We start from the raw sequence: 26,165 nt of genomic DNA, 5'->3' as shown, positions 1-26,165 counted from the left end.
GAACCTTCGAGAAAGCGGGTGCAACGATTTCTAAACAATCCCACGCTCCTACGTGCGAAGCGCAGAAGGAAATCGAATCGGTACTTTTAAAAGGCTCTTTAAACGACCTCTGATATTAAGCTTGCATTAACTTATCTTTCATTTGTGCGTCGTGGGTCCCTTCGCGTAACATAGCGATTTCACGTTTGTACGGAGGTTTCTTATTCTTCTTGTCTTCTCCAACATACGGGGTCTCTAAAATTTTTGGTAAGTGGGCAACCGTTTCATGATGAACGATTTTATTAAGAGCATCAAACCCAATATGTCCAAAACCGATGTTTTCGTGGCGGTCTTTTCTGGCTCCTTGGGGATTTTTGCTATCATTCAGATGTAACACTTTTAATCGCTCAAGACCAACGATATCGTCAAATGTCTTCATTACTCCATCAAAGTCATCGACGATATCATATCCAGCATCATGAATGTGGCAAGTATCAAAACAAACCGATAGCTTTTCATTATGGGTTACACCATCAATGATTTGTGCCAGCTCGTCAAAGGAACGGCCACATTCAGAGCCTTTCCCAGCCATTGTTTCTAACGCAATTTGAACATTTTGTTCTTTTGCGATGACTTCGTTCAGTCCTTCGATGATCTTCGCGATTCCTTTGTCTGCCCCCTCTCCAACGTGGGAACCGGGGTGAAGAACAATTTGCGTCGCACCAATCGCTTCTGTACGTTCAATTTCGGAACGTAAAAAACGAACGCCCAGGTCAAATGTTTCCGGCTTTTGTGTGTTCGCGATATTAATGATATACGGCGCGTGCACAACAACTTTTTCAATCCCGTTCTCTTTCATATGAGTGTTGCCGGCCTCAATATTCAAATCCTCAATCGCTTTCCTGCGAGTGTTCTGCGGGGCGCCGGTATAAATCATTAACGCCGTCCCATCATATCCAGCTGCTTCCTCACTTGAGGCGAGCAGCATTTTTTTTCCACTCATCGATACGTGAGAGCCAAGATAAAGCGGGGTGTCGTGTTTGCTCATGATTTGTTCCTCCTCTGATTGCCTCTAGCTGCCTTTTTCATTTTCTTTTTATAACCTGGTTTTACTTTTTTTGGCTTACCACTCGAAGAGGAAGGTGCTTGTTTTCGAAAGCGATCTCTCCCAGGAGCATATCCGCTACCCAATTGTTCAATTTCACGCCATTCCCCTTTTTTGATATCCAGATAATGAAAGAAAAAACGTTGTTTCTGTAGTTGATGAAGGGCAGGGTAATCGTCTTTTTCTACAATCGTATACACTTCTCCTGAAGCACCTGCTCGTGCTGTTCGTCCAGCCCGATGCAAATAATACTGTAAATCACTCGGCAATTGCACATTGATAATGTGGGAAATCCCCTTAATATCCATCCCCCTTGCAGCGAGATCCGTACAAATGACGAACGGAGTTTTGGCTCGCTCAATACTGCGCATTGCCTGTTTTCGTGCCCGTGATGATAGCCCACCATGAATGCATTCGGTTTCAATGCCGTTTGCAATGAATAAATCCGTAAGTGATTCGGCCTCTACCTTCGTATTCACAAAAACCAAACATAGGTATGGTCGTAAAAGAGAAGCCATCTCTAATGTTAATTGCTCCCGGCCTCGGCTCTTAAGAGGAACCAGATAGTGGGTTAATTTTTGAGGAGAGGGCTCCTCAGGCTTTACGTGCACATGACGCGGTTGATTCATGTATTTTTTCAGGAAAGGTCGTAAACTTTTTGGAATGCTTGCAGAAAAAACCAGCATTTGCAAGTCATCGGGCATACGGCTTGCTACTTGATCTAGCGGTTCAATGAACCCCATGTCCAGCATTTGATCGGCTTCATCTATGACGAACGTTTCTACCTGATGCACGTCAAGCACGTTTGACTTCGTTACGAGATCGTGCAATCTTCCCGGTGTCGCGATGACAATGTGGGGTGGTTTTTTCAAGTCCGCGATATTTCGTTCCTTGTCCGTTCCTCCGATTACACGGCGAATTCGCACATTTTCCATAGGGAGTTCCCCATCATTTATAAACATCTGAAACGTTTGATACAGTTGTTCGGCCAGTTCACGCGTCGGAGCTGTAACCACTGCCTGGACCTTATGACTCTCCGTGTTAATATTGGTCAATATCGGCAGTACGAAAGCAAGCGTCTTCCCGGTGCCCGTTTGTGATTGGCCAATCACATCTTTTCCTCTTAAAATCGCTGGGATGATACGTTCTTGTATTTCTGTCGGCCGTTCAATTTTTTTTATTTGTAAATGTCTTGTTAAGCGGTCATCGATCTCTAAACGTTGAAAACCTGACATTTTAACACTCCTCTTAAACTGCTGCTTGACCAAATGAACGGGCAAGTACACATTGACACATTTTATCATAATATATTACCCGATAGAAATCGAAAAGGTCATAAATCACAAAAACGCTATTTTTTCGAAATTCAAGGCATAGAATATAGCCCCATGCCATCCATCATTCTCGTCAAAAAATACGCCTCTATGGGCGTGCGAAAAACAGGAAGCAAAAGGAGTCAACTCGCCGCTAGGAAGTTCCCATAATATACATCATCCTCCCTTCGTACTTTCATCTCCTTTTATGTCTATTCCCCTTTTTGGCTAGCACATATATAAGAAAAAGAATGATTTAATTTTTCGTTTCTACTAGCTAAAAAACACAAGAGAGCTTCAGATAAAGAAAACGGAAGCAGGCCTATAATATCAAGATGAATAGGAACGTTTCAGGCATGCTGACATAAAAATGATATTAGACACCTATACCCATACCGGATAAAAGTTAAATTGGCTCAAAATTACTGTTTTCACGCAAAATAACAATGAATGGCATGTTCATTATAACGTTTATCCCTTACCATCTAATCATCGTTCATAAATAGCTCGTTAGCCTTTGTTTTCATAGGAGGTGACAACTTCCACTTCACAGAACATGGCAATATTTAACGGAAGGTCTTTAGCAGGTTACTTTAATTTTGAAATAATATTTTGAGTACAGAAAGAAGTGATTGAGATGTTAGGACCACCCCCAATGATGCCAATGCCCATGCCGGTGCCCCCAGCTGTGCCATCTGCTCTTGGGCCGATGGCGGCTAGATCAGCGGCTTTACCCATGATGGGAGGAGGATTGCCATCTGCTGCTGGTGGAGGCGCAGCGCTCGCCCAAGGTGCTCCATCCCTCGGTTCGGTCGGTCAATTAATCCCTATGCTGCAAAATTCTGCAAAGTGGCTTCCGATGATCCAAAAATATGGGCCCATGGTTAAACAAATCCCGCCCATGTTACAAAAGGCAAATCAAGTGAGAAAAATGCTCAAGAGCCCCTCTGCTTCTAAGCCTGCGCTCCCTCCTGCACCAGCTTCAGAAACAAAGAACGAGCAGGAGCAGAAACTAGAATCAGGCTCTTCTGAGGAGGTATTTTCTGAAAAGATCAAACCGATGGCAACCTTTGAGATGAAAGAGGGTGAACAACCACCTCCAAAACTTTACGTCTAATGAACCGGGGAAAGGATAGGGAGGGCTGCAATTTACCCCTTTTCATTTACGAAAATGTTCTCTGACTGTATAATTGTATATAGCCTACAAACATTGGAGGACTTGGCTATGGAAGTTCAGAAAATTACCCCTAGAGGTTATTGCTATGGCGTTGTAGATGCTATGGTCGTAGCCCGCCAAGCAGCAGAAGATAAGGAATTGCCGAGGCCTATCTACATTCTCGGAATGATCGTTCATAATAAACACGTAACAGATGCATTTGAAGAAGAAGGAATTATCTCTCTAGACGGACCTAATCGACTTGAGATTCTTAGACAGGTAGAAAATGGAACCGTGATTTTTACCGCCCATGGCGTATCGCCAGAAGTCCGGCAATTGGCCGACGAAAGAGGCTTAACAACGATTGATGCCACCTGTCCAGATGTGACACATACCCATGATTTAATTGCTGAAAAAAAAGAAGAAGGGTATGATATTGTTTATATCGGTAAACGAGGCCACCCTGAGCCAGAAGGAGCTATAGGTGTCGCACCCGATCATGTTCACCTTATCGAAACCGTCAAGGATGTTGAAAACCTTGATTTAAAGAGGGACAAAGTCATCGTTACCAACCAGACAACGATGAGTCAGTGGGATGTTTCTGATATAATGGATCGTACGTTGGAACGCTTTCCACATGCAGAGGTTAATAATGAAATTTGTCAAGCTACTCAAGTTCGTCAGGAAGCTGTTGGGGATCAGGCAACAGATGCAGATTTACTCATCGTTGTAGGAGACCCTAAAAGCAATAACTCCAACCGGCTTGCGCAAGTATCTAAGGATATCGCTCATACGAATGCATATCGGATTGCCGATGTCAGTGAATTAAAATTGGAATGGCTTGAGGGGATTCAAAAAGTAGCGGTTACGGCCGGTGCATCTACACCAACCGCCATCGCGCGTGAAGTAATTCTCTTTTTAGACCAATACGACCCGGAAGACCCTTCCACGTGGAAAACAGAACGAAAAGCATTAGGAACCAAGATTTTACCTCCCTTACGCAAAAATTCCAAATCACGTGCACGATAATGTAAAATGAGCGAGTAAAAGGAAAAAGCCCTTTTACTCGTTTTTTGATCGCAATGATGTATCGATAGGATGAGCGGGGGAATAGCAAATGAATACATTCATCAGGGGCTAAATAAAGCGAAGATATCTAAATTTTAGGACCTTTTAAAGCTATGGCAATCATGGAAAAGGGGTTAAAAGAACATCGCCCGCCACAACCTTAAATGGCGACGGGCTACTACTTAACGTTTTACAGGAATCTAAACGGTTCTGTACTGACAGCAGATGCTTTGAACGAAACTTGAACATTTGCAGAATCGGCTTCGTTTGTTAAGCGGGATGCGAGCGATTTTTTCATAATCTCTTCGATATGGTGGCCAGGATCAACGAGGGATAGTCCCTCTGCTTGTGCATCTTGAGCGTTGTGATACGTAAGATCACCGGTTACATATACGTCTGCACCTGCTTTAAGTGCCTGCGGCCAATATTTTTCACCGGCTCCACCTAATACAGCGACATTTTTAACCGTCTTGCCCAAATCTCCGGATACCCTCAAGCCATCTACTGCGAATACGTCTTTTAGTGCATGTGCGAACGTCTCCAATGGCATCCCTTCCGGAAGCTCCCCTATCCGCCCCAGGCCTATGCTTTCCCCTTCTAGACCGAGAGGATAAAGGTCATACGCAGGTTCTTCATAAGGATGCACATCTGTTAGTACATTAAGCACATGTGCCAACTTGGAATCCGGCACAACAGTCTCGATTTTTTTCTCAGAAACAAACGTCATTTCCCCACGATTTCCAATATGAGGATCTGTACCGTCCCCTGGGATAAACGTTCCTGTTCCATCACTATTGAACGTGCAATGGGAGTAGTCGCCAATGTGACCAGCTCCTGCGTCACCCAGCGCTTTTCTCACGTACTCAACGTTTTCCTCCGGTACAAAAGCAACGAGTTTTTGCAGAGCATCTGTTTTTTGCGGGACGAGTACAGACGTATTCTCTAAGCCGATCGCTTCTGCGATCCAGTCGTTTACGCCGCCTGGGGCTATATCAAGATTCGTATGAGCCGCATAAACAGTGATTTCATGTTGCAGGCATTTTTGAATTACTTGACCTTTCGCTGTATCTGTGTCTACCTCAGTAAGCGGCTTAAACAAAAGCGGATGATGACTGATGATTAAATCAATGTCTTGTTCAATCGCTTCCTGTACGACTGCCTCCGTCACATCCAGGGTGACCAAAACTTTTTTAACAGGCCTTTCCAATGACCCGAGCATCAGTCCAACCCTATCGCTTTCCATAGCGAAACGTTGCGGAGACCAGCTTTCAAGCAACTTAATCACTTGATTTGCACTTGGAATCGTACTCATGTTAAAACCTCCTCAATTTTTTTAATCCGCTCCTTAAGACGTTCGCGCTCTGATACAATATCCCTGCGTTCATGGGCTGCGTTCATCTGTTCCAACACTCGCTGTAAGTGCTCCAATTCATGCTGCCATTTCGTTCGAAATGTATTCGTTTTATTTTCCAATAGTTTGGGTCCAAACATAAGAGCGGCTTCCCAATCCTTATTTTCATAAGCTTGATCCGGGCTTCCTTTAACCGCTGTTAACACTTCGTAAAACCGTTCATCCTCTTGGATAACATATTCTGCCTTTAATTGCCACCCCTTAGTATATAACCATTTGCGTACAATATCAGCGGCTACATTGGGCTGGAGAATCAGAGACTCCACGTTTTTAAGTATTCCTTTATCGTGTGTCAAAATATCTGTAATTAAGTTCCCACCCATACCTGCTATGGCAATGGTGTCGATGTCATCTGCTTCAGTTAGCGTATGCAATCCGTTTCCGTGTCGCACGGAAATCTGCTCCGATAAACCACTCGCTGCTACATTCCTTAAAGCTGTTTGAAACGGGCCGGGGTTAACGTCACTTGCGACCGCTGATTTAATACGTCCGTCAACCACAAGGGCTATAGGTAGGCGGGCATGATCGGTTCCTATATCGGCCAGCCGCGTTTCACATGGGACTTCACGCGCAATCGTTTGCAAGCGCAAAGATAACTGTTGCACTTGTTCCACTTTATTTCCCCTCTTTTCTTACCATGATTACGAAAAAGGAGCGCCAATTGGGCGCCCTCCTTCGTAACTATTTTTCATACATCTTGTGTACCCAAATACACACCATCGTGCGAAATTTATGTACTATTCTCCTCCTTCGGAGACGTACTCAGCCACAGCCTCAGCCTCTTCACCAGTGACCAAGTCTTCTGGCATTGTTCCTGGACCTTCCTCAATCGCACTCAACACTGTATCTGGATCATCTCCGGCAATTGCAGGACCAGTCTCCCCTTCCATATCATCACCATGACAGCTTAAGCAATTCTCTTCGTAAAGCTCAGCCCCCATCTCCACGGATGCTTCTTCACCGTTTTCGTCTCCGTTTTCATCCTCCTCACCTGGTTGCGATAATCCAACAAACGAAAGAACCAGCATGAGAAATAAACCAGCAACGCCAATCAGTAAAAACGGAATTAAAGGTTGTCCTTTCACCGAATCTCCCCCCCTCGATTTTAGTTATTCAGGCGGTTTCGTCCTATATTCTATATGAAAAACCAAGTAATGAAAAGCAATTTCAGCTGAGTTTCTCAAATTGTCGTTATTTAAAATGGGCGCATTTGCAATCTGTCATGAATCTCGATAATATAAACCTATAAAGAATCGGGTTACTCCCGATAGAAGTAACCCGCGGATCCTTACTCCATAAAGTCTTTAAGACGTTTACTGCGGCTTGGATGCCTGAGCTTGCGCAATGCTTTCGCTTCAATTTGACGGATGCGCTCACGGGTTACACCGAACACTTTCCCTACTTCTTCCAGTGTACGTGTACGGCCGTCATCTAACCCAAATCTTAAACGTAAAACATTTTCTTCCCGATCGGTTAGCGTATCGAGTACGTCCTCAAGTTGCTCTTTTAGTAATTCATAAGCAGCTGCATCCGTAGGAGCCAATGCCTCCTGATCCTCGATAAAGTCACCAAGGTGAGAGTCATCTTCTTCACCGATCGGCGTTTCTAACGATACGGGCTCTTGAGCAATTTTTAAGATCTCACGTACTTTGTCTGGAGTTAGATCCATCTCTTCAGAAACTTCCTCTGGAGTCGGCTCACGGCCAAGGTCCTGAAGTAATTGACGCTGGACACGGATTAATTTGTTAATGGTTTCGACCATATGAACGGGAATACGTATCGTCCGTGCCTGGTCGGCAATCGCACGTGTAATTGCCTGACGAATCCACCAGGTGGCATACGTACTAAACTTAAACCCTTTGTTATAATCGAATTTCTCCACTGCTTTAATTAACCCCATGTTACCTTCTTGAATCAAATCCAGAAACAGCATGCCGCGACCGACATAGCGCTTGGCTATACTGACGACAAGACGCAGGTTTGCTTCAGCTAAACGCCGTTTTGCCTCCTCGTCATCTTCCTCAATCTTCTTGGCAAGATGAATTTCTTCCTCGGCTGAAAGAAGAGGAACACGACCAATTTCTTTTAGATACATACGTACGGGATCATTAATCTTTATACCTGGTGGGACACTCAGGTCATTTAGATCAAAATCATCTTCCTTTTCGACTTGTTCCATACTAGGAACTTCTTCACCTTCATTGAGTAAATCAACACCTTGTTCACCAAGGTACTCAAAAAATTCATCCATTTGCTCAGAATCCTGATCAAACTGGGCAAGCTTTTCGGTTATTTCCGCGTATGATAACACCCCGCGCTTTTTACCTAATTCCACGAGCTGTTCTTTTACTTGATCGATGGACATTTCACCTTCCGCTAATGAACGAGCGGGTTTCTCTGCCATTCGATCTCCCTCCTTCCATTTCCAAAAACAGAAAAACAACGATCCTTTATAAAGGATGTTCAAAAAGTACAGAAAAACTTCCTCGAAAGAGAAGTAACTTTTCTTTTCCGAGGATGATTCTAGGAAGCGGAGTCTAAGTTTACCGTATTATTCGTCGACTTGCTTCTTCGCTCCTCAATACGGTGCTCAAGGTTTAAGTCTCCTCGAACGGCTCGGCTCCTTTTGTCCCCCTTTTGAACATGCACTATTTAGAGAGCGCTCAAAAAGTATAGGAAAAATTTCTGGTGAATCTTCACGTTTCTTTTTGAGACACATGTTTACAGATTCGCACGCAAATGCCGGGGCCGCATCGTTTTGTGCCCAAGGTTTTTTCGCAATGCAATAATTTCCTGCCCTAGTTTTAAAGCTGTTTCAGCATCGTTTTTTCGTTCTGCTTCTTTCTGCGCATTTTCTTTTTGTTCTATTTCTACCCAACTTGGATAGTTCTTAACCTGATAAATATAATCTGCGAACACTTCAGGGGTTATCTCACCTACGGATTGCATCGCAATTTCCGTTGCGATCGGTACAAGTGTTTGATCGGGTAAATAGTCCAAAAACCCGGCGCTTCCGGCTGGATATCCTTCCCCATAATAAGCATATAAAAAAGCTGCAATTGCCGCGTATTCATCAACGTTAAAATTCCCGCCAATCTCACGTTTCACATCTTCTGCCCACTCCTTATCCTCCATCATCATTTGTATAAGTGCGCGTTCAGCATTATGAAACGCAGGGGGGAGATTCTTCTGGAAAGATATGCTATCAGACCGTTTCTCCTGTAGAGGTTCGATTTGAGAGGCATTTTTTCTGCGTACCCTTTGATAAATACGATACTGTTCTTGTTTTAATGCCTCCATCGATACTGAAAATTCATCTGCTAACTGCTTCAGATAAAATTCACGCTCCACCGGACTACGTACCGTTGTTAGCTCCTCAAGTACCCATTCGATATAGGCCTGACGATCTCCTTCCCGTTTCAGGTTTTTCTCTTTTCGATATGCACTCATTTTAAAGGAAATAACTGACTGTGCACTTTCAATCATATTCGTCATAAATGCAGAAGGTCCTTCTTCACGAATATAATCATCAGGGTCTTTATTGGCTGGCATCGGGGCAATTTTCACTTGGCAGCCATTCTCTTCCAGAGTTTCAGCATTCTTAATGGCAGCTTTCTGACCTGCAGCGTCCCCGTCATAACAAATCGTCACATGATTGGACAATCGTTGAATCAAGTTTGCCTGCCCACTTGTTAGAGAAGTACCAAGTGTTGCAACTCCGTTCTCCACACCAGCCATCCAAGCTGAGACAACATCCATATATCCTTCAAATAGAACCGCAAAATTTTGTTTCCGAATAGCTGCACGTGCAAGATGATACCCATAAAGAACTTCATTTTTTTTGAAAACTGGCGTCTCCCGGGTGTTTAAATACTTAGCAGACTGTTCATCAAGAGCCCGGCCTCCGAATGCAATCACCTTGCCATTTTGATCCCATATCGGGAATATGAGTCGATTGCTGAAGCGATCAAAAGGGCTGTGTCCATCTTCCGGAATTTGCAACAAATCTGCTTGCTCCATTTCTCGAAGATCAAAATCGCGGTTCTTTAATAACAATGAAAGTGCTTCTCGCTCACGGGGGGCAAAACCAATCTGAAATCGGCGTAAGGCTTCCTCACTCACTTCTCGATGGCGAGCGTACTCATAAGCCTCTCGCCCTTGCTCTGTATGCATAAGCAAGTGATGGTAAAAGCGTGATGCTAAGGCGATCCCTTCTTTCATGGAGCTGCCGCTTTTTGTAGTAGACCCGTCACTAGCCGGAAGTTCTACATCAATATTTGTTTTCTCAGCCAGCTTTGCAATGGCTTCTAAAAAGGGCACCTGCTCATGCTCCATGACAAACGTAATCACATTTCCGGCAGCACCACAGCCAAAACAATAATAGAGCTGACGATCCTGAGATACCGAAAACGAAGGCGTATTTTCATCATGGAAAGGGCATAATCCTGCGTAACGATATTCACCTTTTTTCTGGAGTTGAACCGATTCCCCGATAATGTCGACAATGTCCGCCTGTCTGCGAATTTTTTCGACTTTCTCTTCAGGGATTGACTTTTGCGCCAGAGGAATCACCACCGCATTCTTAACGTATATTGAATGATGGTAAGAAAAATAACCAAAAAATGCTTGTCCCCAAAAAGAAAAGTACGACAAAAAGTACATTCTATTGCCAAAATGATCCTCTTCTCCATCACATTCCCTATGAAACGGCTCGGCAAACATTTTCTACAAGTTCGCAAAACCCTTTATAGAGATGTTCAATGGTACTAGGGAAACTTTTCTGCATCTCCTCAAACGACTCGATTCTTTTCAAGGTGCAATGTAAATAACATATTTAGCTAGTATAACAAAATTATCGTAGACTGACTATATGATTATATCAAAAAGTGCAAATAAATGTCGATACATTTATTTTGAGTTTAAGAAACCAATAATAACGACTCTAAATGAAAAAGAAGCATCATAAACAGGAATGGATGAGCAAACGAGAAAAGCTTTGTAATGTCGTTCAGCCTTCACATCCATTTATGACTGATGATGTTTTTTGAAAATAAGTTTAGGTTGAGATTTTTCAAGCTTATTTCCGTGTAAAGTGATTCGAAATCACGTTTGCCGTTTCCTCAACGGCTTTGTTGGAGACATCGATCACGCTGCAGCCGATTTTTTTCATGATCTTGTCTGAATAACTTAATTCGTTATGAATACGTTTCATACTCGCATAATTGGCTTCTTTTTTCAGCCCTAATGATTTCAAACGCTCGGAGCGTATTTCATGTAATTTCTCCGGACTGATTTGAAGCCCGATACATTTTTCAGGCATAATGCGAAACAATTCTTCTGGCGGCTCCAGCTCGGGAACGATAGGAACGTTGGCCACTTTTAAGCCTTTGTGTGCCAAATATTGAGAGAGTGGGGTTTTTGAAGTACGAGATACGCCAATAAGGACAATGTCCGCACTTAATACGCCCCGGGGATCTCTTCCATCATCATATTTAACTGCAAATTCAATGGCCTCTACTTTACGAAAATATTCCTCATCCAAACGATAGACGAGACCCGGTTTATATTTAGGCTGTAATTCTAAAAGACTTGTTAATTTATCAAGAATCGGACCCATAATGTCTACCGTTTCAACTTTTTTTCGTTCCGCTGTTGTAATCAAGTGGTTCTTCACTTCAGGGACAACGAGTGTGAAAGCAATCATAGCCCCAACATCCTTGGCGATAGCCACCACTTCGTTGATCGTTGCTTTATCTTCCACATAAGGGATACGGCGTACCTCGATCGAAGTATTTCCAAATTGGCTAGCAGCAGCTTTAATTACAAGTTCAGCCGTTTCCCCCACCGAATCGGAAACCACATAGACAATCGGGTGTTGTTGAAAAGTATTCATGAACGTTTACCTCCCTGTGGCAGTTCCGAATGAATGAGATGAACGAGTACTTTCGTCATTGTTGTTTTGGTCACACGTCCAACCACTTCGTAACGATTGTTTTCTTTTTCATTCACTACCGGAATCGCATCAATTTGTCGTTCAATTAAATGGCTAGCAACTTCGATTAACAAATCGTCTTTTTTACAAACCGTAATATTTGGCATTCTCGTCATTATAATACTTACGGGCATGGATTCTAAATCTTGATTTCCAATACTTGCCCGCAGTAAATCTTTTCGCGACAGTACACCTGCCAAATGAGAGGATTCATCAACGACGAATAACGTCCCCACGTCTTCAAGAAACATCGCACTGATGGCATCATAAACAGAATCAGATTCACCGACAACAACAGGAATGGATTGATATTCTTTTATTTTCAGCTCTTTAATTTGTTCCATTGGAACTTCCGTGCCAGTTTTCCCTGTGTAGTAATATCCAACTCGCGGTCTTGCCCCAAGAAAACCGACCATCGTTAAAATCGCTAAATCAGGGCGTAACGTTGCTCTTGTTAATGAAAGATGCTCAGCAATCTGTTCCCCGGTAATCGGCCCTTCATTTTTAACAATCTCTAGAATGCGTTCTTGCCGTCCAGTTAATTCGATCGTTTCTCACCGCCTTTATTCCCCCAATTAACCTTAGTCGAACTTTTAAGCGGAAAATAGTAGAAAAACTTGGCTTTCCCATAAGATCTTTATGGCGGAAGCCTCGTTTTTTTATACTATCAAAACACCCCTATAGTACAAGTTCTTGAAAACGGGCAAACCGATTAAGTTCCATGGATAGATGTGCCATTTGGTTCAGCCGGTTCTCCCGTAATCGTGAATTATCACTCATCACCATAATGCAATCAAAGTAATGGTGAATTACAGGGACTAGAGCCACTAATTTCTCCCATGCTTTTGTGATTTCCTTTTTCTCTAGTAAATCAGAAAAGTCCTCTTTGAGTTCCTCATAATGATGATAGAGCTTTGTTTCCTCATCCTTTTCAAACACTTCAGGTTCTGGGGCTGAAACGTTGGGGGCATCGACCTTTTTAGCAATATTATTTACCCGCCCGAGCGCTTCTGCTACTTCTTTCATTTCACTAGAATCATACATATCCTGTAAAAATACTGCTCTTTCAAGTAACGTGTCCAAACGACCATAAGGCTTGAATAGCACAGCGTTAATGACATCGTAGGCGATCCCTCTCTCAGACAACAATGCCTTTAATCGCAGGGAGAAGAAATCACTCACGTCTGTGAATACCTCGGAAACATTCACACTGAAACCTGCTTCCTCGACTTCTTGAATGACAACAGAGAGCATCTCCTCGAAAGATACGGGGAAATCATAATGATCAACCATTTGTACAATCGCAGCTGCCTGGCGCCGCAAGCCGTAAGGGTCTTGTGAACCGGTTGGCTTAAGCCCGATAGCAAAAGACGTAACGATTGTATCCCACTTATCTGCCATACTTACAAGCGCACTCACGTCCGAACTCGGCAGATCATCGCCGTTAAAACGAGGCAAATAATGCTCCTTGATGGCACTCGCCACTGTTTCCTTTTCTCCTAGTTTTAATGCATAATCCGCTCCCATAATTCCCTGAAGCTCCGGGAATTCATCGACCATATGAGAGGACTGATCAAACTTTAACAAATGGGCTGCGCGCGTTCCATCGCTAACTTCCTGTTCATGAAAGCCAGCACGAAGGGCAAGTTTTCGCGCAATACCAGCTGTTCTTTTACGCTTGTCGCCAAGGCTTCCAATACTCTCGTGTTCAACGATGTGATCAAGCTTTTCCAGGAAATGTTCCAACGACCGCCTTTGATCTTCTTGGTAAAAAAAGACAGCATCAGAGAGACGAGCGCGTAATACTTTTTCATTTCCTTTCTGCACGTTTTCCAAATGTCGATGATCACCATTACGTACAGTGACAAAAAAGGGGAGGATGTTCTGCTCGTTATCCCGCACAGCAAAGTAACGTTGATGCTCACGCATGGTCGTAATTAATACGTCTGCAGGAAGCGTTAAAAAACGTTCGTCAAACGTACCGTTTAAAACCGTTGGATACTCAACAAGGTTATTCACTTCCTCCAGTAAATCCTCATCTTTTTCAATGCTCCAGTCTTTTTCTTCCTCAAGCATGTTAAGTTGGTCACGAATCGCTTCTTTTCGCACTTCAGGATCAACCAACACGTGCTCACGCAACAGTCCCTGCTCATAATCATGGACGTGGTCAAGTACTACTGTATTTCCTAAGAAGCGATGTCCTTCGATCTGCCGCCCGCTTTGAACACCGGCAACCTCATAAGGAATGACCGCCTCTCCATACATCGCAGCAATCCAGCGAATCGGCCGGACATAACGCAGACGTTCACTCCCCCACCGCATGCTTTTTGGGAAAGTGAGTGTCGTTAACAGCGCGACCGCATTCGAAAGCAAATTAGCTGTCGACTGGCCTTTTTTCTCTTTTTGTGCAAAGACGTACGTTCCTTGTTCGGTTTCTTTTTCGACGAGATCACTGACGTCAACCCCTTGTCCACGAGCAAAACCGATCGCTGCTTTCGTCCAATCCCCTTCATTATTTTTTGCAATCGAAAGGGCAGGGCCCCGTGCTTCCTCAACCATATTCTCCTGCTCTTCAGCTAATTCTTCAATGATCACACTCAAACGTCTCGGTGTTGAAAACGCATGGGCCTGGCCGTACGACAAACGATGATCGTTCAGCCATTGTTCCAGCTTCGCACGTAGTTCCTCACGCGCTTCATCAATATACTTTGCCGGCATTTCCTCAACACCGATCTCAAGTAGAAAAGGATTTGTCATGATCCTGCATCCTCCTTTGCCTCTTTTAAGAGCGGGAACCCGAGTTTCTCGCGATTTGCATAATGGATAGACGCACATTTTCTTGCCAGCTTCCGTACTCTTGCTATATAACCCGTTCGTTCGGTTACTGAAATCGCTCCCCCGGCTTCAAGCAAATTAAACGTGTGAGAACACTTTAAAATATAGTCATAAGCTGGGAAAACAAGTCCCTCTTCCAATGCACGTCCTGCTTCTTTTTCATACGTAATAAATAATTGTTTTAACATATCGAGATCCGCAATGTTGAAGGTATACATGGAATGTTCATATTCCGGTTGATAAAAAATGTCACCGTACGTAAACCCGTCTTGCCATTCGAGATCAAACACATTTTCCTTGTCTTGAATATACGAGCAGAGCCGCTCGATCCCGTACGTAAGTTCAACCGCGACGGGGTCCGCATCAAGTCCACCTACTTGTTGGAAATAGGTAAATTGCGTAATTTCCATACCATCGAGCCACACTTCCCAGCCCAATCCCCAGGCGTTAAGGGTCGCATCTTCCCAATTATCTTCAACAAATCGAATATCATGTTCTTCCGGTTTAATCCCTAATGCTTGTAAACTTTCCAAGTACAAGTCTTGAATATTATCCGGAGACGGCTTCATAATCACCTGAAACTGATGATGTTGGTACAGGCGGTTCGGATTTTCTCCATATCTTCCGTCAGAAGGGCGCCTGGATGGTTCCACATACGCCACATTCCACGGCTCAGGTCCGATACTACGCAAAAAAGTCATCGGATTCATCGTCCCTGCACCCTTTTCAACATCATATGGCTGCATAATAAAACAATCCTTCTTGGCCCAATAGTCCTGCAAATGTAGAATTACTTCTTGTACATTCATGTAGAATCTCCCTTCAATTTTGTGAAAGAATATCGAAAACCAAAGCCTTCGTCTTTGTCTCCTTTTGATCGCACGAAAAAACTCCCATCCCTGCTCATCGAAAGACGAACGTAGGGACGGGAGTTTTTCCCGCGGTTCCACCCTAATTGTATCCGTGCTCCCCACACGAATACCTCTTTGTTTATTATACTCCGAAGTGCCTTCCAAAGAATGGCAGCTGCGGCTTTCACCATCCCGCATCGCTATGTTCTGCCGATATCCAAGTACTACTCTTCTTCATTGTATCGATGTTCATTCTATTTTTAGTGTATATCAAAAACAGCTTTGTCACGTTTTCTTCTTATCCTAATTGATAGCAAAAGCATACTGTAAAACAACTGCTGTTGTCAACCTTCACGATCCTTTTGGCTTCCAATTCTGCCACTGATCAAGAAAGTGTTTCGATTTAAGATATAACCCTGAGTATGTATCATAATAAGCCTGAAGAATCTCCTGCAGCAAAGCTTTTGTTTCTGCTTTTACGTAAATGTGCCCCAGCCGCTCTGGATCCAAATAATACAATTGCCTGAGCAACCGTACATGCTTAGGTTCCAGCGAAAAGCGGTGCGCATCAAAAACACTGCACTGTTCGCATAGAAAACCAGCTTCGTTTACAGAAAAAGAAAAATCCCCTTCTGTTTTTCTACAACGTGCACAGCGATCTAACTCAGGCTTGATGCCCGCCGGATACGTCATTTTTAACTCAAACATTCGCAGTAACACTTCAGGGTCCTCTTCGCCTTTATCAAAAAAACGAAGGAGGGTGAGGACGAGAGTAAATAGTGAGGGACTCGCCTCACGCTCAATGGTTACGCCATCTAACAGCTCGCAAATGTAAGCTGCAAAGGCGGTCTTTTCAATATCCTCCCGCACTTGTCGGAAGGGTTCTATGACTTCCCCTTGGGAAAGGGTACTCATGGACGAGCGATAATGGAATTGAAACTGTCCATATGAAAATAATTGAGCAACTGCAGCAAATGGACTTTTCGTTTTTTTAGCTCCGCGCGCCATTAAGGCTAATTTCCCTCGCTCTTTCGTAAAAACAGTGAGTATGAGATGGGATTCACCATACGCCACCGTGCGGATCACAATGCCTTCGGTTTTTTCAAGCATAAAAATGCACACTCCGAACGTCGTATCTCTCTTTTATCATATCATACGACCGTTCCATCTTAAACGTAAGAAGAGGTCTTCTTTAGAGATTCCAAGTGCAGGGCATTGCTTTTTTTTCCGAATTTTATACCAATTAGGGATGTTCGCTCATTCCTCATGAGCTGCTTTACTACAGTCAATCAAGGATGCAAACTCTTGGGCAGCCATTCTTTTGCTTCGCGGCTATAGCCGCGGACTTTCTTGTCCAGAAACCCTGTAATCTTTTAACGATTCATCTTCCACCTGTTGTAGTGGGTCTTCACTCATACGTTCATATTCCTTATGTTTTAAATACGTATCAAGGTCACCAGTGAGAGAAAATAATTTCCAATAATAATTTAACATCTGTAGTTCCCCTCTCATTAATTGTTTATTTCTTTCTTTAGAATGAGCAAATACACGTCCACTCATAACAGAGAAAATTTTCTATGGAATTTAAAGGCTTTCTTGTATGTTCTTCTGTTGGAATATACAATCTCTTTCTTCTTTGACTATAATGTGCAGAATTGAAAAACTCAATGGTTTCGGGGAGATCACTGCTGTTTCGCGCAAATACAACAATAGTAGTGCCTAAACTGAACCTCCAGGCATATACTTTGCAATTTTCACTACCATACTAATTGATTGCACTGGCTACACCTCAAAAAGTGTGAGCCTTGATCGCGATAGGAGTCGGTATCATCGTCGGTTTTTTACCATACCCATTGGAACTAAAATAAGCGGCGCTTCACTCAATCGTGATGCGCCGCTATGATCGTTTAGGGGAAAGCTATTCCTTATCCGTATACCCCTGTTCTTGAAGGAAGCGACCTTTGTTCCTCCAGTCCTTTTGCACCTTCACCCATAATTCCAGATAAACATCCGTGCCAAGAAGGACATGAATATCTTTTCTTGCTTTCTCACCAATGGTCTTCAACATTGAACCTTTCCGTCCGATGATAATTCCTTTTTGTGAATCCCGCTCAACGACGATTGTAGCCTGTACATACGTTTTACGATTCTCACGTTCCTTTACATCATCAATGATGACTGCAATGGAATGAGGGATTTCATCACGGGTGTGCCAAAGAACTTTTTCCCGGATGAGCTCACCCATAATGAAACGTTCAGGATGATCGGTGATTTGATCTTCGGGATAATACTGCGGGCCTTCCGGTAAATAGCTGTAAATGCTGGTTACAAGCGGTTCTACATTTTGATTCTGCAATGCGGATATCGGAAAGATTTCGGCAAACGAATGGTAATGCCGATATTCATCAATGCGTTCAAGCACTCGATCTGGATGGATTTTATCAATTTTATTCATGATTAGAAACACCGGGGTATTGACACTTTGTAAAGCATCGAGAATGAACTGTTCGCCTCGGCCAAAAGGCTCGGATGCATCGATGAAAAAGAGGATGAGATCCACTTCAGCCAATGAATCGAGCGCTGTTTTTACCATAAAGTCTCCAAGTTGATGCTTCGGTTTATGAATGCCCGGTGTATCGACAAAAATAATTTGACCATTCTTTTCGGTATGTACCGCTTGAATTTTATTTCGTGTTGTTTGTGCTTTATCACTCATAATCGCGATTTTCTGGCCCAGAACCTGGTTTAATAATGTTGATTTTCCAGCATTTGGACGCCCAATTAAAGCGACAAAACCAGAACGATATTCTTCACTCATCCATATCCCCCGCTTCAAATGCACCAGGGAGCAACTGCGCTACCGTCATTTGTTTGATGTCCCCGCTGAGGTTTGTAAGAATAACTTCAGCATCTTTATCCATAAATTCCATCATGACTTGTCTGCATGCACCGCACGGAGATACAGGGTCTTTTGTGTCAGCAATAACCGCTACCCTCTTCAAGTGGGTCTCCCCCGCTGCGACTGCTTTGAATATGGCCGTCCGCTCGGCACAGTTTGACAACCCGTACGAGGCGTTTTCGATATTACAACCTCCATAAATCGTTCCATCTACCGTCTCTACACATGCACCAACTTGAAAATTTGAGTAAGGGACATAAGCCGATGTTCGTGCTTCCTTTGCATTCTCTACCAATCGTTCCATACGTCTCACCTTTCTTCGTAGAGATTATTCAGCCTCGCGTTAAAAATCCAAAGATGGTCATTATAGGTTCATAAAAAATAAGAATACCAACGATAACTGCGATCATACTATAAATAAGAACGGCAGAAGCAGCCACGTCCTTGGCGACTTTAGCGAGTGGGTGGTAATCAGCACTAACCATATCTACTACCCTTTCTATCGCCGTGTTCACCATTTCCAACGCAATCACTCCACCGATGATCATTAACAGAATGGCCCATTTTACCGGTGTTAAACCGACGATGAAACCGAGAATGAAAACCACGATGGTGATGAACATATGTATCGCCATATTTTGTTCGTATTTAACCACATACCATAGGCCCCTGCCGGCGAATATAAATGACCAAAGTAAACGCCTTGCTCCTCTTCGTTTACGGTTTCCTCTCCAACCCATAAGCCTTTAATAAATCCTCCTGAAGCGTGAACATCTCCTGTTCTTCTTCGGCTGTTCCATGATCATACCCGATTAAATGCAGCAAGCCGTGAATCGCTAAAAAACAAAGCTCACGCTCAAATGAATGTCCATATTCCCTTGCCTGTTCCCGTGCCCTTTCTACACATAGAACAATATCGCCAAGAATGTGCTCATCTTGGGCGATTTCAAAACCGTCCTCATCATTCAATGCAAAAGACAGAACATCCGTTACCTTATCTTTACCTCTATAATCCCGGTTTAACGCTTGTATAGTTGCTTGATCGACAAATAACAACGAACATTCCGTATCCTTATGGAGATGAAGACGATCCTGAGCTGATTGTAACACGATAGTCACAAGAGTTACGTGTTTTTCTGTCATCTCCCCCGTTTCATCATGAACATCAATCGTCATATCGAATCTTTCTCCTTTTCATCTTCGTCATCTGGGTATTCAATCCGTGAATGGAATGTTCCCTGTAACGTTTCACACATTGTGCCCGCTGCTATTGACAGCTCTTTCAATGTAATATCACATTCGTCAAATTGGCCGTCAATCAACCGCTCACGAATAATGTGGTTCACAAGTTTCTCGATTTTGTCTGCTGTTGGGGCCCCCATGGAGCGAACAGCCGCTTCAACACCGTCAGCAATCCCAATGACCGCGGATTCCTTAAACTGCGCCTTAGGCCCAGGATACCGATAATCCTCTTCCTTCGGTTCCATCCCCTGTTCTTTTGCTTTATGGTAAAAATACTTCAAAAGCGTTGTCCCGTGATGTTCTTTTGCAACGTCAATGATCTCTTTAGGCATATTGTGATCTTGAAGTATTTTTGCCCCGTCGTAAGGGTGATCTATAATGATGCGCTTACTCACCTCAGGTGATAGACGATCATGAGGATTCTCAGTCTGTAGTTGGTTTTCTATAAAATACAGCGGATGTTTCGTTTTCCCTAAATCATGGTAGTAGGAACTTACGCGGGCCAGTAAACCGTTTGCCCCAATCGCCTCACACGCAGCTTCCGATAAGTTACCAACCATGACACTATGGTGATACGTGCCAGGGGCTTCTAATAATACCTTTCGAAGCAGAGGATGGTTAGCATTCGAAAGTTCGATTAACTTGGTAGGCGTAAGAATATTGAACCCGGTCTCGAAAAATGGGACCAACCCTAACGTTAAAACCGCGGCTAGAACTCCCGAACCTAATGCAAAACTCACTTCAAGCCCATAACTGGATGCTTCAAACTGAGAGCTACTGAAAAAATGAAAAGCTGTAACGGTAGCCGCATTCAAGATCGCAATAAATCCGCCCGATTGTAAAACCTTAGAAATACGAGGGATTTTTCCAATGAAAAACGCACCTGCCAGCCCGCTGAACAACGCATAGCTTAAAAATGTTGCATGAAAAGTACCAGCAGCTGCATCATTAAAAATTACACTGCCTGCCAAGGCAAACAAAACACTGGAAAAGATAGCAACCCGATAGGCAAGTAAATGGGCGAGTAACATCGTCCCCAGCGCTATAGGGGTAACCCAAAGAATGCCATCAATCTCAAGCAGTTGCAAGACACTCACTAATTTCATCGTAGCCAATGTGATAAAAAAAACAATAACGTATAGGAGAAGCGTCCGGTTGCTATATCTAAGCGGAGTACTCGATTGTTCTGCGTACAGGGCCGTCATAGCGACCATTATAACGACAAACATGAACAGTCCCATATAAGGATACCAAGAAGAGTCCTCATCTAGTAAGCCCGTAGCACTGATTTGATCATAGGTTTCATGACTAACGATTTCCCCTTCTTGAACAAGTAATTCTCCTTCTCGAATTAGCGCAGGTTCAACCTCGTCGAGCACCTCTTCCTGCCGCTGTGTCGTTGCTTCATCGTCATAAATATAGTTAGCGGTAATAATATGATTCACAATCTCAGAAAGCGCTTCTTGCATCCTTGCACTTCCCATGGACCGAGAAATTCTCTCCTCTGCTTCCTCCCTGGCAGCAGGAACATCATCAACAGCGATATCCTCAGACATCACTTCATTTACAGCATTTCGAGCAACATCACGACCCATGAAAAGCTGTTCCTCGCTGATTGTAAGCAATGTTTCAAGCGTTTCTTCTGATAACGTCTGCTCCACGTCCTGATGAATCACGTCCTGCATGTACGATACTTGATCGTTTGTACCTACATCTGCATCTTCTTGAAGGGCTAAAGCCATGTCAAAAATGGCATTCACTTTCTCTATTTGTATTTGTGCATAATCATTGCGATGAACATAGATGGGATCCAGTGATTCCAATGCTTCTTGTTCGCGGGCTTGGGTTTGAGCCTCATGCTCAACAGTGACCGGGGAACGAATATCTTCAGGGGCAGGTTCGGAGACGGCAACATCCAGCTCCTCTGGCTGGATGTTGTCAAACATAGATGCATACAGGATAATACCGAGTAACAAAAATAAACAAAGGCGCATAGTATTACGATTCTTACCGAAAGACCAGCGTTTCGTCTTATTTTTTGATGTATATTCTGCCACTTGGTTTCAACTCCTGTTCTTCCACTCTCTTCACCCTACTTGGAAGAGGGGTTGTCCTCATGTTTTTCATAGGCTTCCAACACACGTTGGACAAGCGTATGACGGACAACATCAGCCCCTTGCAGGTAGATTATTGCGATATCACGCACATCCTCAACCGTACTAATAGCAGTATTCAACCCGGATGTTTTACCTTTCGGCAAATCAATTTGTGTCAAATCCCCGTTGATGATCATTTTAGACCCAAACCCTAGTCTTGTCAGAAACATTTTGATCTGTTCCGGTGTTGTATTTTGGGCTTCATCTAATATAACAAAAGCATCATCAAGTGTACGTCCCCGCATATATGCAAGAGGCGCCACCTCAATGGTCCCCCTCTCCATTAGCCTTCCTGTATGTTCACTGCCAAAAATATCATGGAGTGCATCATACAAAGGACGTAAATAAGGGTCAACCTTTTCCTTTAAATCACCAGGTAAGAAACCTAAATTCTCGCCTGCTTCGATCGCTGGACGGGTAAGTACAATTCGTTGTACATCCCCTGCTTTTAAAGCGGCAACTGCCATGACAACCGCTAAATACGTTTTACCGGTCCCTGCTGGACCAATCCCAAATACCATATCGTATTTACGAATCGCACTGACATAGCTTTGTTGCCCCAGTGTTTTGACTGTAATCGGCTTTCCTTTTACGTTCGTAGCAATCGTTTCCTGATAGATGTGGGACAACTTGTCGAGCTGCCCCTGCTGATCCAGCTGAATGGCGTAGATCACATCGCGTTCGCTCAGTGCAGTTCCTCTACGAACGAGTTGCACTAATTGTGCAACTACGCGCTCGATCGTTGCGATGCTTTCCTCATCTCCACTTACAACAAGAGCTTCTCCGCGAATAACAATGGAGACTTGCAATAGTTCTTCCACACGCTTGATATGAACATCATTAGGGCCGAAGAGCGTTTGGAGTTCAGCCGTATCCTGCACGTGTAAATCAATGACTTTTCGATCTGTCACATTACTCAATCTCCTTGTGTGATAGGCGCTTCTATAGCGATATCCTCTTCTACTTCGTAATGAATCGACAATTTTACTTTACCATTGTCTGTTTGTTCCTGTAAAATATTTGCGGAAATGACCTCTGCATCACTAGCAAGGGATCGCAGTAATTGTCGTTGACCCAGGTGTTTAGCGATCTCTATTAACTCGTCTTCCTCATATGATCGTTCAACAATCACTTTTTCGTCATAGCTTGTACGTTCAATCGGTAATGGAATATCTACAAAATATAACGGAATGTACAATTGGGTCGTTTCTGACTCATAATTTTCATACAATCTTTCTGCATTCTGTCCCCAAAACAACCATTCCTCTCCAAACATTTGTAATGCAAGGCTTCGAGTGCGCTCTCCAGTAAAAACTTCTCCACTTATCTTAAACGGTAACGCAATGGTCCCGCGATACCATGTTTCCGCACGTACTTCCCCGATCGCCGCGATTTCTTCCCTTTCGTCTTCATCACTCTCCTCGCGTCCAATCCGTCCAGAAACAAGAACGTCACCTCGTTCTACGTACGTATTCAGGCTCACTTCAGCAGACCCGTGTTCAACGAATATATCACGGATCACCCCGTTTTTCGCAGCTACCAGGTTCCGGGGATCGACGTGCTCTTCTTCCTCAGCTAAGTGCTGTTCAACTACGTGAAAGTGATAGGATGTCCCCCGCCTTTCCACTCCAATCCACGTCGCTCCAGGAACTTCTTCAGTCACTCTCTGCTGGATTTCAGCTTCTGGGGGCAGCTGCCATTGGGGTTGTCCAGGCTCCAGTCCTACTTCAGTAGCCCATTCCCTGATTTCATGTTCAATTCCAGGGGAAGCCCCTTCAATATCAATTCGCCACACCATTTGAGAGAGTAAAATAAGAAGTACACAAAAGACAAGGGCTCCAAAAACAAAGCCAAATCGCCTCTGTCCCAACCAGCGAATGACATAAAATCCTCTGCGTCTACCAAAACGAACGGACACGTTCGTCTCTTTTGCAACCTTGCGTAACGATTTTACATCTGAGATTCGTATCGTTGCCTGCAGTTTATCTCCTCTGCTTGTCCGCCTGATTTCTGATAAAACGACCTTATTTGCTACGCATTGATTTATAAATGATTCAAGATGATCCCCTTCAACCTTCATCTCTACTAAGCCTAGCCAGTCTGGGTTTTTCTTAAACATAAAGCCCCCTCACTCCCCACCTTTATGTGTAACTTGCTGAATCGTCCCCTCGAGGATCAACTCTTCCGGCAAGATCGCTTTAATAATCAAGTTCTCCCCAGTAACTTCCAGCTCTCCTTCGGCAAGACGAAGATGAACACGCTGGTGAGAAAAAGAAAGAATCCCTCGATGATTTTCTATATAAACATGGAGATGTCCGATCATGGTTACCCTTGGGACACCCATCGTGACATCTGCCGGAACCTCCATTCCTCTTGTAAGCCACTTGTTGACTCGTCTCGATAGTCGCTTCATGGGATCCCTCCTCGTCTATACCTATGTACAGATTTCGCTCTCTATCACGGGAAACGGAGATTTTCGAATGTTGAAAATTTTATCAAAGCAGGCATTAAAAAAAGAGCGCGGAATTCGCGCCCTTCATCACCTACGTGCCATACGATTCGTTTTATGCGGCTTACGGGATCTTGGTTCACCTAGAACTTCGGACCAGATCACACCTTTGACAACATCATTGCTGGATAGATCCTGAAATGACGTTGTTTGCAGTTCCTGACGATGTCGATTTTGATTCTCGGAGGAAGGTGTGGAAACATCCGTATTTTGCTGCAACCGCCTTTCCGCTTCTCTTTTTTTCCGTTGCATTCTCTCTTTTTGTTGTTCATATTCCGAATGAGCGTTACTCATCTCATTGTCATTGGAATTTTGTTCTTCACGGTGAATTTCAGCTTCTGCCCTCGGCATTCGTTTGGTTGGGTGCTCCGCCATATCATCAAACTGTTTTCGAAGATCACCCCACGGCCGGTCTTGACCTTCCTTCTCTTCATTGGATGAAGGGGAAACGGGCGATCCCGTCCCCGGTCGTGATCGTTTTTCATCCTCTGAGCCTTTTTTTTGCTGCGAGTTATTAATCGCATTAAAAATGGCAGAAGCAATGAAAATAAGAATCATAAGAAACACAAAATCCAAGGCTTAGCCCCCTTTCTTACCTCGAGTCCTTAGCGTCGGGAGGGATCTTGGGGCGTTTCGTTTTCCTCATTATCATCCGTCGCTTTTCCAATATTATCTCTCATATCTGTATCTGCTTGCACGTTCTTCATATTATAGTAATCCATTACGCCGATGTTTCCAGAACGCAGTGCATCTGCCGTTGCCATCGGTACTTCGGCTTCTGCCTCCACAACTCTAGCACGCATTTCCTCAACGCTTGCTTTCATTTCTTGTTCCTTGGCTACAGCCATTGCACGACGTTCTTCTGCTTTTGCCTGTGCAATTTTCTTATCTGCCTCGGCTTGATCGGTCTGTAACTCGGCACCAATGTTTTTACCGATGTCAATATCAGCAATATCAATGGAAAGAATCTCAAAAGCCGTGCCCGAATCGAGTCCTTTACTTAGAACCGTCTGTGAAATCATATCCGGATTCTCCAACACTGCCTTATGATCGTCACTGGAACCTATCGTTGAAACGATCCCTTCACCTACACGGGCAATCACTGTATCTTCACCTGCACCCCCAACGAGGCGATCGATATTTGCACGTACGGTAATCCGTGACTTTGCTTTGATTTCAATTCCATCCATTGCCACACCAGCTATAAAAGGCGTTTCAATGACTTTTGGATTAACACTCATCTGCACAGCTTCGAGTACATCACGGCCAGCCAAATCGATCGCTGCTGCGCGTTCAAAGCTCAGCTCAATATTGGCACGGTGCGCCGCAATAAGTGCATTGACCACACGATCAACATTCCCGCCTGCAAGGTAATGGCCTTCCAGCTTATTCAGGTGTAAATCTAAGCCTGCTTTTTTCGCCTTAATCAGTGGGTTAACGACGCGTCTAGGAACAACCCGGCGCAAACGCATTCCGACGAGCTGGAAGATACCGATTTTTACATTCGCTGCAAGGGCAGCAATCCACAAATTAATCGGGATAAATGTAAATAATATCCCTAAAACGATAATTCCTATCGCTATCGCTATAACAATAATAATTTCTGTTGGCAACAAAAACTCCTCCTTTTACTTACCTTCCTTTACATT

25 protein-coding genes are annotated in these 26,165 nt (G+C 43.8%); 2 read left to right on the top strand and 23 right to left on the bottom strand.

Annotation, left to right across the window (positions count from 1 at the left end; translation table 11 throughout):
• Positions 1 to 115 precede the first annotated feature (115 nt).
• Together HNR44_RS03945 and HNR44_RS03940 are read right to left on the bottom strand one after the other, a co-directional pair.
• Entirely contained in the window at positions 116 to 1,027 is a 912-nt protein-coding gene (locus tag HNR44_RS03945) for a deoxyribonuclease IV (RefSeq protein WP_184402791.1), read from the bottom strand.
• Entirely contained in the window at positions 1,024 to 2,319 is a 1,296-nt protein-coding gene (locus HNR44_RS03940) for a DEAD/DEAH box helicase (RefSeq protein ID WP_184402790.1), read from the bottom strand. Before HNR44_RS03940 ends, HNR44_RS03945 begins: the two co-directional genes overlap by 4 nt.
• A gap of 733 nt (positions 2,320 to 3,052) precedes the next feature.
• On the opposite strand from HNR44_RS03940, the gene HNR44_RS03935 reads away from it, so the two are divergent.
• Positions 3,053 to 3,514 carry a hypothetical protein gene (locus HNR44_RS03935; protein ID WP_184402789.1) on the top strand — a complete coding sequence of 154 codons (462 nt, stop codon included), beginning with the start codon at positions 3,053 to 3,055 and terminating at the stop codon, positions 3,512 to 3,514.
• 108 nt (positions 3,515 to 3,622) lie between these two features.
• Positions 3,623 to 4,582 carry a 4-hydroxy-3-methylbut-2-enyl diphosphate reductase gene (locus HNR44_RS03930; RefSeq protein ID WP_184402788.1) on the top strand — a complete coding sequence of 320 codons (960 nt, stop codon included), beginning with the start codon at positions 3,623 to 3,625 and terminating at the stop codon, positions 4,580 to 4,582.
• A 229-nt stretch (positions 4,583 to 4,811) separates the two neighbouring features.
• Here HNR44_RS03930 and HNR44_RS03925 read toward each other — a convergent pair whose 3' ends face one another.
• From HNR44_RS03925 to floA, 21 genes are all read right to left on the bottom strand, one after another.
• Positions 4,812 to 5,933 carry a Nif3-like dinuclear metal center hexameric protein gene (locus HNR44_RS03925; RefSeq protein ID WP_184402787.1) on the bottom strand — a complete coding sequence of 374 codons (1,122 nt, stop codon included), beginning with the start codon at positions 5,931 to 5,933 and terminating at the stop codon, positions 4,812 to 4,814.
• Positions 5,930 to 6,646 carry a tRNA (adenine(22)-N(1))-methyltransferase TrmK gene (locus tag HNR44_RS03920; protein WP_184402786.1) on the bottom strand — a complete coding sequence of 239 codons (717 nt, stop codon included), beginning with the start codon at positions 6,644 to 6,646 and terminating at the stop codon, positions 5,930 to 5,932. Before HNR44_RS03920 ends, HNR44_RS03925 begins: the two co-directional genes overlap by 4 nt.
• A 123-nt stretch (positions 6,647 to 6,769) precedes the next feature.
• Complete coding sequence (locus tag HNR44_RS03915; protein ID WP_184402785.1) at positions 6,770 to 7,117, bottom strand: c-type cytochrome; 348 nt, start codon at positions 7,115 to 7,117, stop codon at positions 6,770 to 6,772.
• Positions 7,118 to 7,320: 203 nt separating this feature from the next.
• Positions 7,321 to 8,436, bottom strand: coding sequence for an RNA polymerase sigma factor RpoD (rpoD, locus tag HNR44_RS03910; protein ID WP_184402784.1), 1,116 nt, complete (start codon positions 8,434 to 8,436; stop codon positions 7,321 to 7,323).
• A 317-nt stretch (positions 8,437 to 8,753) separates the two neighbouring features.
• Entirely contained in the window at positions 8,754 to 10,685 is a 1,932-nt protein-coding gene (gene dnaG, locus HNR44_RS03905; RefSeq protein ID WP_246406970.1) for a DNA primase, read from the bottom strand.
• A gap of 424 nt (positions 10,686 to 11,109) precedes the next feature.
• The gene (locus HNR44_RS03900; protein WP_184402783.1) at positions 11,110 to 11,925 is read right to left on the bottom strand and encodes a pyruvate, water dikinase regulatory protein; all 816 of its coding nucleotides are present in this window, start codon (positions 11,923 to 11,925) and stop codon (positions 11,110 to 11,112) included.
• Positions 11,922 to 12,572: a transcriptional regulator CcpN gene (gene ccpN, locus HNR44_RS03895; protein ID WP_184403543.1), complete on the bottom strand. Its 651-nt coding sequence runs from the start codon at positions 12,570 to 12,572 to the stop codon at positions 11,922 to 11,924. Before ccpN ends, HNR44_RS03900 begins: the two co-directional genes overlap by 4 nt.
• 130 nt (positions 12,573 to 12,702) lie before the next feature.
• Positions 12,703 to 14,781: a glycine--tRNA ligase subunit beta gene (glyS, locus tag HNR44_RS03890; RefSeq protein ID WP_184402782.1), complete on the bottom strand. Its 2,079-nt coding sequence runs from the start codon at positions 14,779 to 14,781 to the stop codon at positions 12,703 to 12,705.
• A complete protein-coding gene (gene glyQ, locus HNR44_RS03885) occupies positions 14,778 to 15,668 on the bottom strand; it encodes a glycine--tRNA ligase subunit alpha (protein WP_184402781.1) in 891 nt (296 codons plus the stop codon). Before glyQ ends, glyS begins: the two co-directional genes overlap by 4 nt.
• A 393-nt stretch (positions 15,669 to 16,061) precedes the next feature.
• Positions 16,062 to 16,820: a DNA repair protein RecO gene (gene recO / locus HNR44_RS03880; protein ID WP_184402780.1), complete on the bottom strand. Its 759-nt coding sequence runs from the start codon at positions 16,818 to 16,820 to the stop codon at positions 16,062 to 16,064.
• A 222-nt stretch (positions 16,821 to 17,042) separates the two neighbouring features.
• On the bottom strand, positions 17,043 to 17,204 hold the full coding sequence (locus tag HNR44_RS03875; protein ID WP_184402779.1) for a YqzL family protein: 162 nt from the start codon (positions 17,202 to 17,204) through the stop codon (positions 17,043 to 17,045).
• A gap of 424 nt (positions 17,205 to 17,628) precedes the next feature.
• The gene (gene era, locus HNR44_RS03870; RefSeq protein ID WP_184402778.1) at positions 17,629 to 18,528 is read right to left on the bottom strand and encodes a GTPase Era; all 900 of its coding nucleotides are present in this window, start codon (positions 18,526 to 18,528) and stop codon (positions 17,629 to 17,631) included.
• A complete protein-coding gene (locus tag HNR44_RS03865; RefSeq protein ID WP_184402777.1) occupies positions 18,521 to 18,913 on the bottom strand; it encodes a cytidine deaminase in 393 nt (130 codons plus the stop codon). The genes era and HNR44_RS03865 overlap by 8 nt, the downstream gene beginning before the upstream one ends.
• Positions 18,914 to 18,941: 28 nt before the next feature.
• Positions 18,942 to 19,265: a diacylglycerol kinase family protein gene (locus HNR44_RS03860; protein ID WP_425489439.1), complete on the bottom strand. Its 324-nt coding sequence runs from the start codon at positions 19,263 to 19,265 to the stop codon at positions 18,942 to 18,944.
• 61 nt (positions 19,266 to 19,326) lie between these two features.
• Positions 19,327 to 19,785 carry an rRNA maturation RNase YbeY gene (gene ybeY, locus HNR44_RS03855; protein ID WP_184402775.1) on the bottom strand — a complete coding sequence of 153 codons (459 nt, stop codon included), beginning with the start codon at positions 19,783 to 19,785 and terminating at the stop codon, positions 19,327 to 19,329.
• Positions 19,782 to 21,908 (bottom strand): HDIG domain-containing metalloprotein, encoded by a 2,127-nt coding sequence (locus HNR44_RS03850; RefSeq protein ID WP_184402774.1) that lies wholly within the window; start codon positions 21,906 to 21,908, stop codon positions 19,782 to 19,784. Before HNR44_RS03850 ends, ybeY begins: the two co-directional genes overlap by 4 nt.
• 35 nt (positions 21,909 to 21,943) lie before the next feature.
• Positions 21,944 to 22,918, bottom strand: coding sequence for a PhoH family protein (locus HNR44_RS03845; protein ID WP_184402773.1), 975 nt, complete (start codon positions 22,916 to 22,918; stop codon positions 21,944 to 21,946).
• A gap of 5 nt (positions 22,919 to 22,923) precedes the next feature.
• Positions 22,924 to 24,126: a sporulation protein YqfD gene (gene yqfD / locus HNR44_RS03840; RefSeq protein WP_184402772.1), complete on the bottom strand. Its 1,203-nt coding sequence runs from the start codon at positions 24,124 to 24,126 to the stop codon at positions 22,924 to 22,926.
• Between the two features lie 9 nt (positions 24,127 to 24,135).
• On the bottom strand, positions 24,136 to 24,420 hold the full coding sequence (yqfC, locus tag HNR44_RS03835) for a sporulation protein YqfC (protein ID WP_184402771.1): 285 nt from the start codon (positions 24,418 to 24,420) through the stop codon (positions 24,136 to 24,138).
• 126 nt (positions 24,421 to 24,546) lie between these two features.
• Positions 24,547 to 25,092 carry a hypothetical protein gene (locus tag HNR44_RS03830; RefSeq protein ID WP_184402770.1) on the bottom strand — a complete coding sequence of 182 codons (546 nt, stop codon included), beginning with the start codon at positions 25,090 to 25,092 and terminating at the stop codon, positions 24,547 to 24,549.
• Between the two features lie 29 nt (positions 25,093 to 25,121).
• Positions 25,122 to 26,129 carry a flotillin-like protein FloA gene (gene floA, locus HNR44_RS03825; RefSeq protein WP_425489438.1) on the bottom strand — a complete coding sequence of 336 codons (1,008 nt, stop codon included), beginning with the start codon at positions 26,127 to 26,129 and terminating at the stop codon, positions 25,122 to 25,124.
• Positions 26,130 to 26,165: the final 36 nt, after the last annotated feature.

This window comes from Geomicrobium halophilum, from assembly GCF_014207655.1.
GTDB classification, from domain to species: Bacteria; Bacillota; Bacilli; order Bacillales; family Marinococcaceae; genus Geomicrobium; species Geomicrobium halophilum.
Note: the sequence above shows the minus strand (reverse complement) of the source record. Positions and strands in the feature narration are given on the sequence as shown.

What these genes read in the sequence shown, in the direction of transcription:
- era (WP_184402778.1), bottom strand. Translation starts at nt 18,528, where the DNA reads ATGAGTGAAGAATATCGTTCTGGTTTTGTCGCTTTAATTGGGCGTCCA.
- HNR44_RS03875 (WP_184402779.1), bottom strand. Translation starts at nt 17,204, where the DNA reads ATGTTAAATTATTATTGGAAATTATTTTCTCTCACTGGTGACCTTGAT.
- glyS (WP_184402782.1), bottom strand. Translation starts at nt 14,781, where the DNA reads ATGACAAATCCTTTTCTACTTGAGATCGGTGTTGAGGAAATGCCGGCA.
- glyQ (WP_184402781.1), bottom strand. Translation starts at nt 15,668, where the DNA reads ATGAATGTACAAGAAGTAATTCTACATTTGCAGGACTATTGGGCCAAG.
- yqfC (WP_184402771.1), bottom strand. Translation starts at nt 24,420, where the DNA reads ATGAAGCGACTATCGAGACGAGTCAACAAGTGGCTTACAAGAGGAATG.
- HNR44_RS03865 (WP_184402777.1), bottom strand. Translation starts at nt 18,913, where the DNA reads ATGGAACGATTGGTAGAGAATGCAAAGGAAGCACGAACATCGGCTTAT.
- recO (WP_184402780.1), bottom strand. Translation starts at nt 16,820, where the DNA reads ATGCTTGAAAAAACCGAAGGCATTGTGATCCGCACGGTGGCGTATGGT.
- HNR44_RS03900 (WP_184402783.1), bottom strand. Translation starts at nt 11,925, where the DNA reads ATGAATACTTTTCAACAACACCCGATTGTCTATGTGGTTTCCGATTCG.
- HNR44_RS03940 (WP_184402790.1), bottom strand. Translation starts at nt 2,319, where the DNA reads ATGTCAGGTTTTCAACGTTTAGAGATCGATGACCGCTTAACAAGACAT.
- HNR44_RS03935 (WP_184402789.1), top strand. Translation starts at nt 3,053, where the DNA reads ATGATGCCAATGCCCATGCCGGTGCCCCCAGCTGTGCCATCTGCTCTT.
- HNR44_RS03945 (WP_184402791.1), bottom strand. Translation starts at nt 1,027, where the DNA reads ATGAGCAAACACGACACCCCGCTTTATCTTGGCTCTCACGTATCGATG.
- HNR44_RS03930 (WP_184402788.1), top strand. Translation starts at nt 3,623, where the DNA reads ATGGAAGTTCAGAAAATTACCCCTAGAGGTTATTGCTATGGCGTTGTA.
- rpoD (WP_184402784.1), bottom strand. Translation starts at nt 8,436, where the DNA reads ATGGCAGAGAAACCCGCTCGTTCATTAGCGGAAGGTGAAATGTCCATC.
- yqfD (WP_184402772.1), bottom strand. Translation starts at nt 24,126, where the DNA reads ATGTTTAAGAAAAACCCAGACTGGCTAGGCTTAGTAGAGATGAAGGTT.
- ybeY (WP_184402775.1), bottom strand. Translation starts at nt 19,785, where the DNA reads ATGACGATTGATGTTCATGATGAAACGGGGGAGATGACAGAAAAACAC.
- HNR44_RS03925 (WP_184402787.1), bottom strand. Translation starts at nt 5,933, where the DNA reads ATGAGTACGATTCCAAGTGCAAATCAAGTGATTAAGTTGCTTGAAAGC.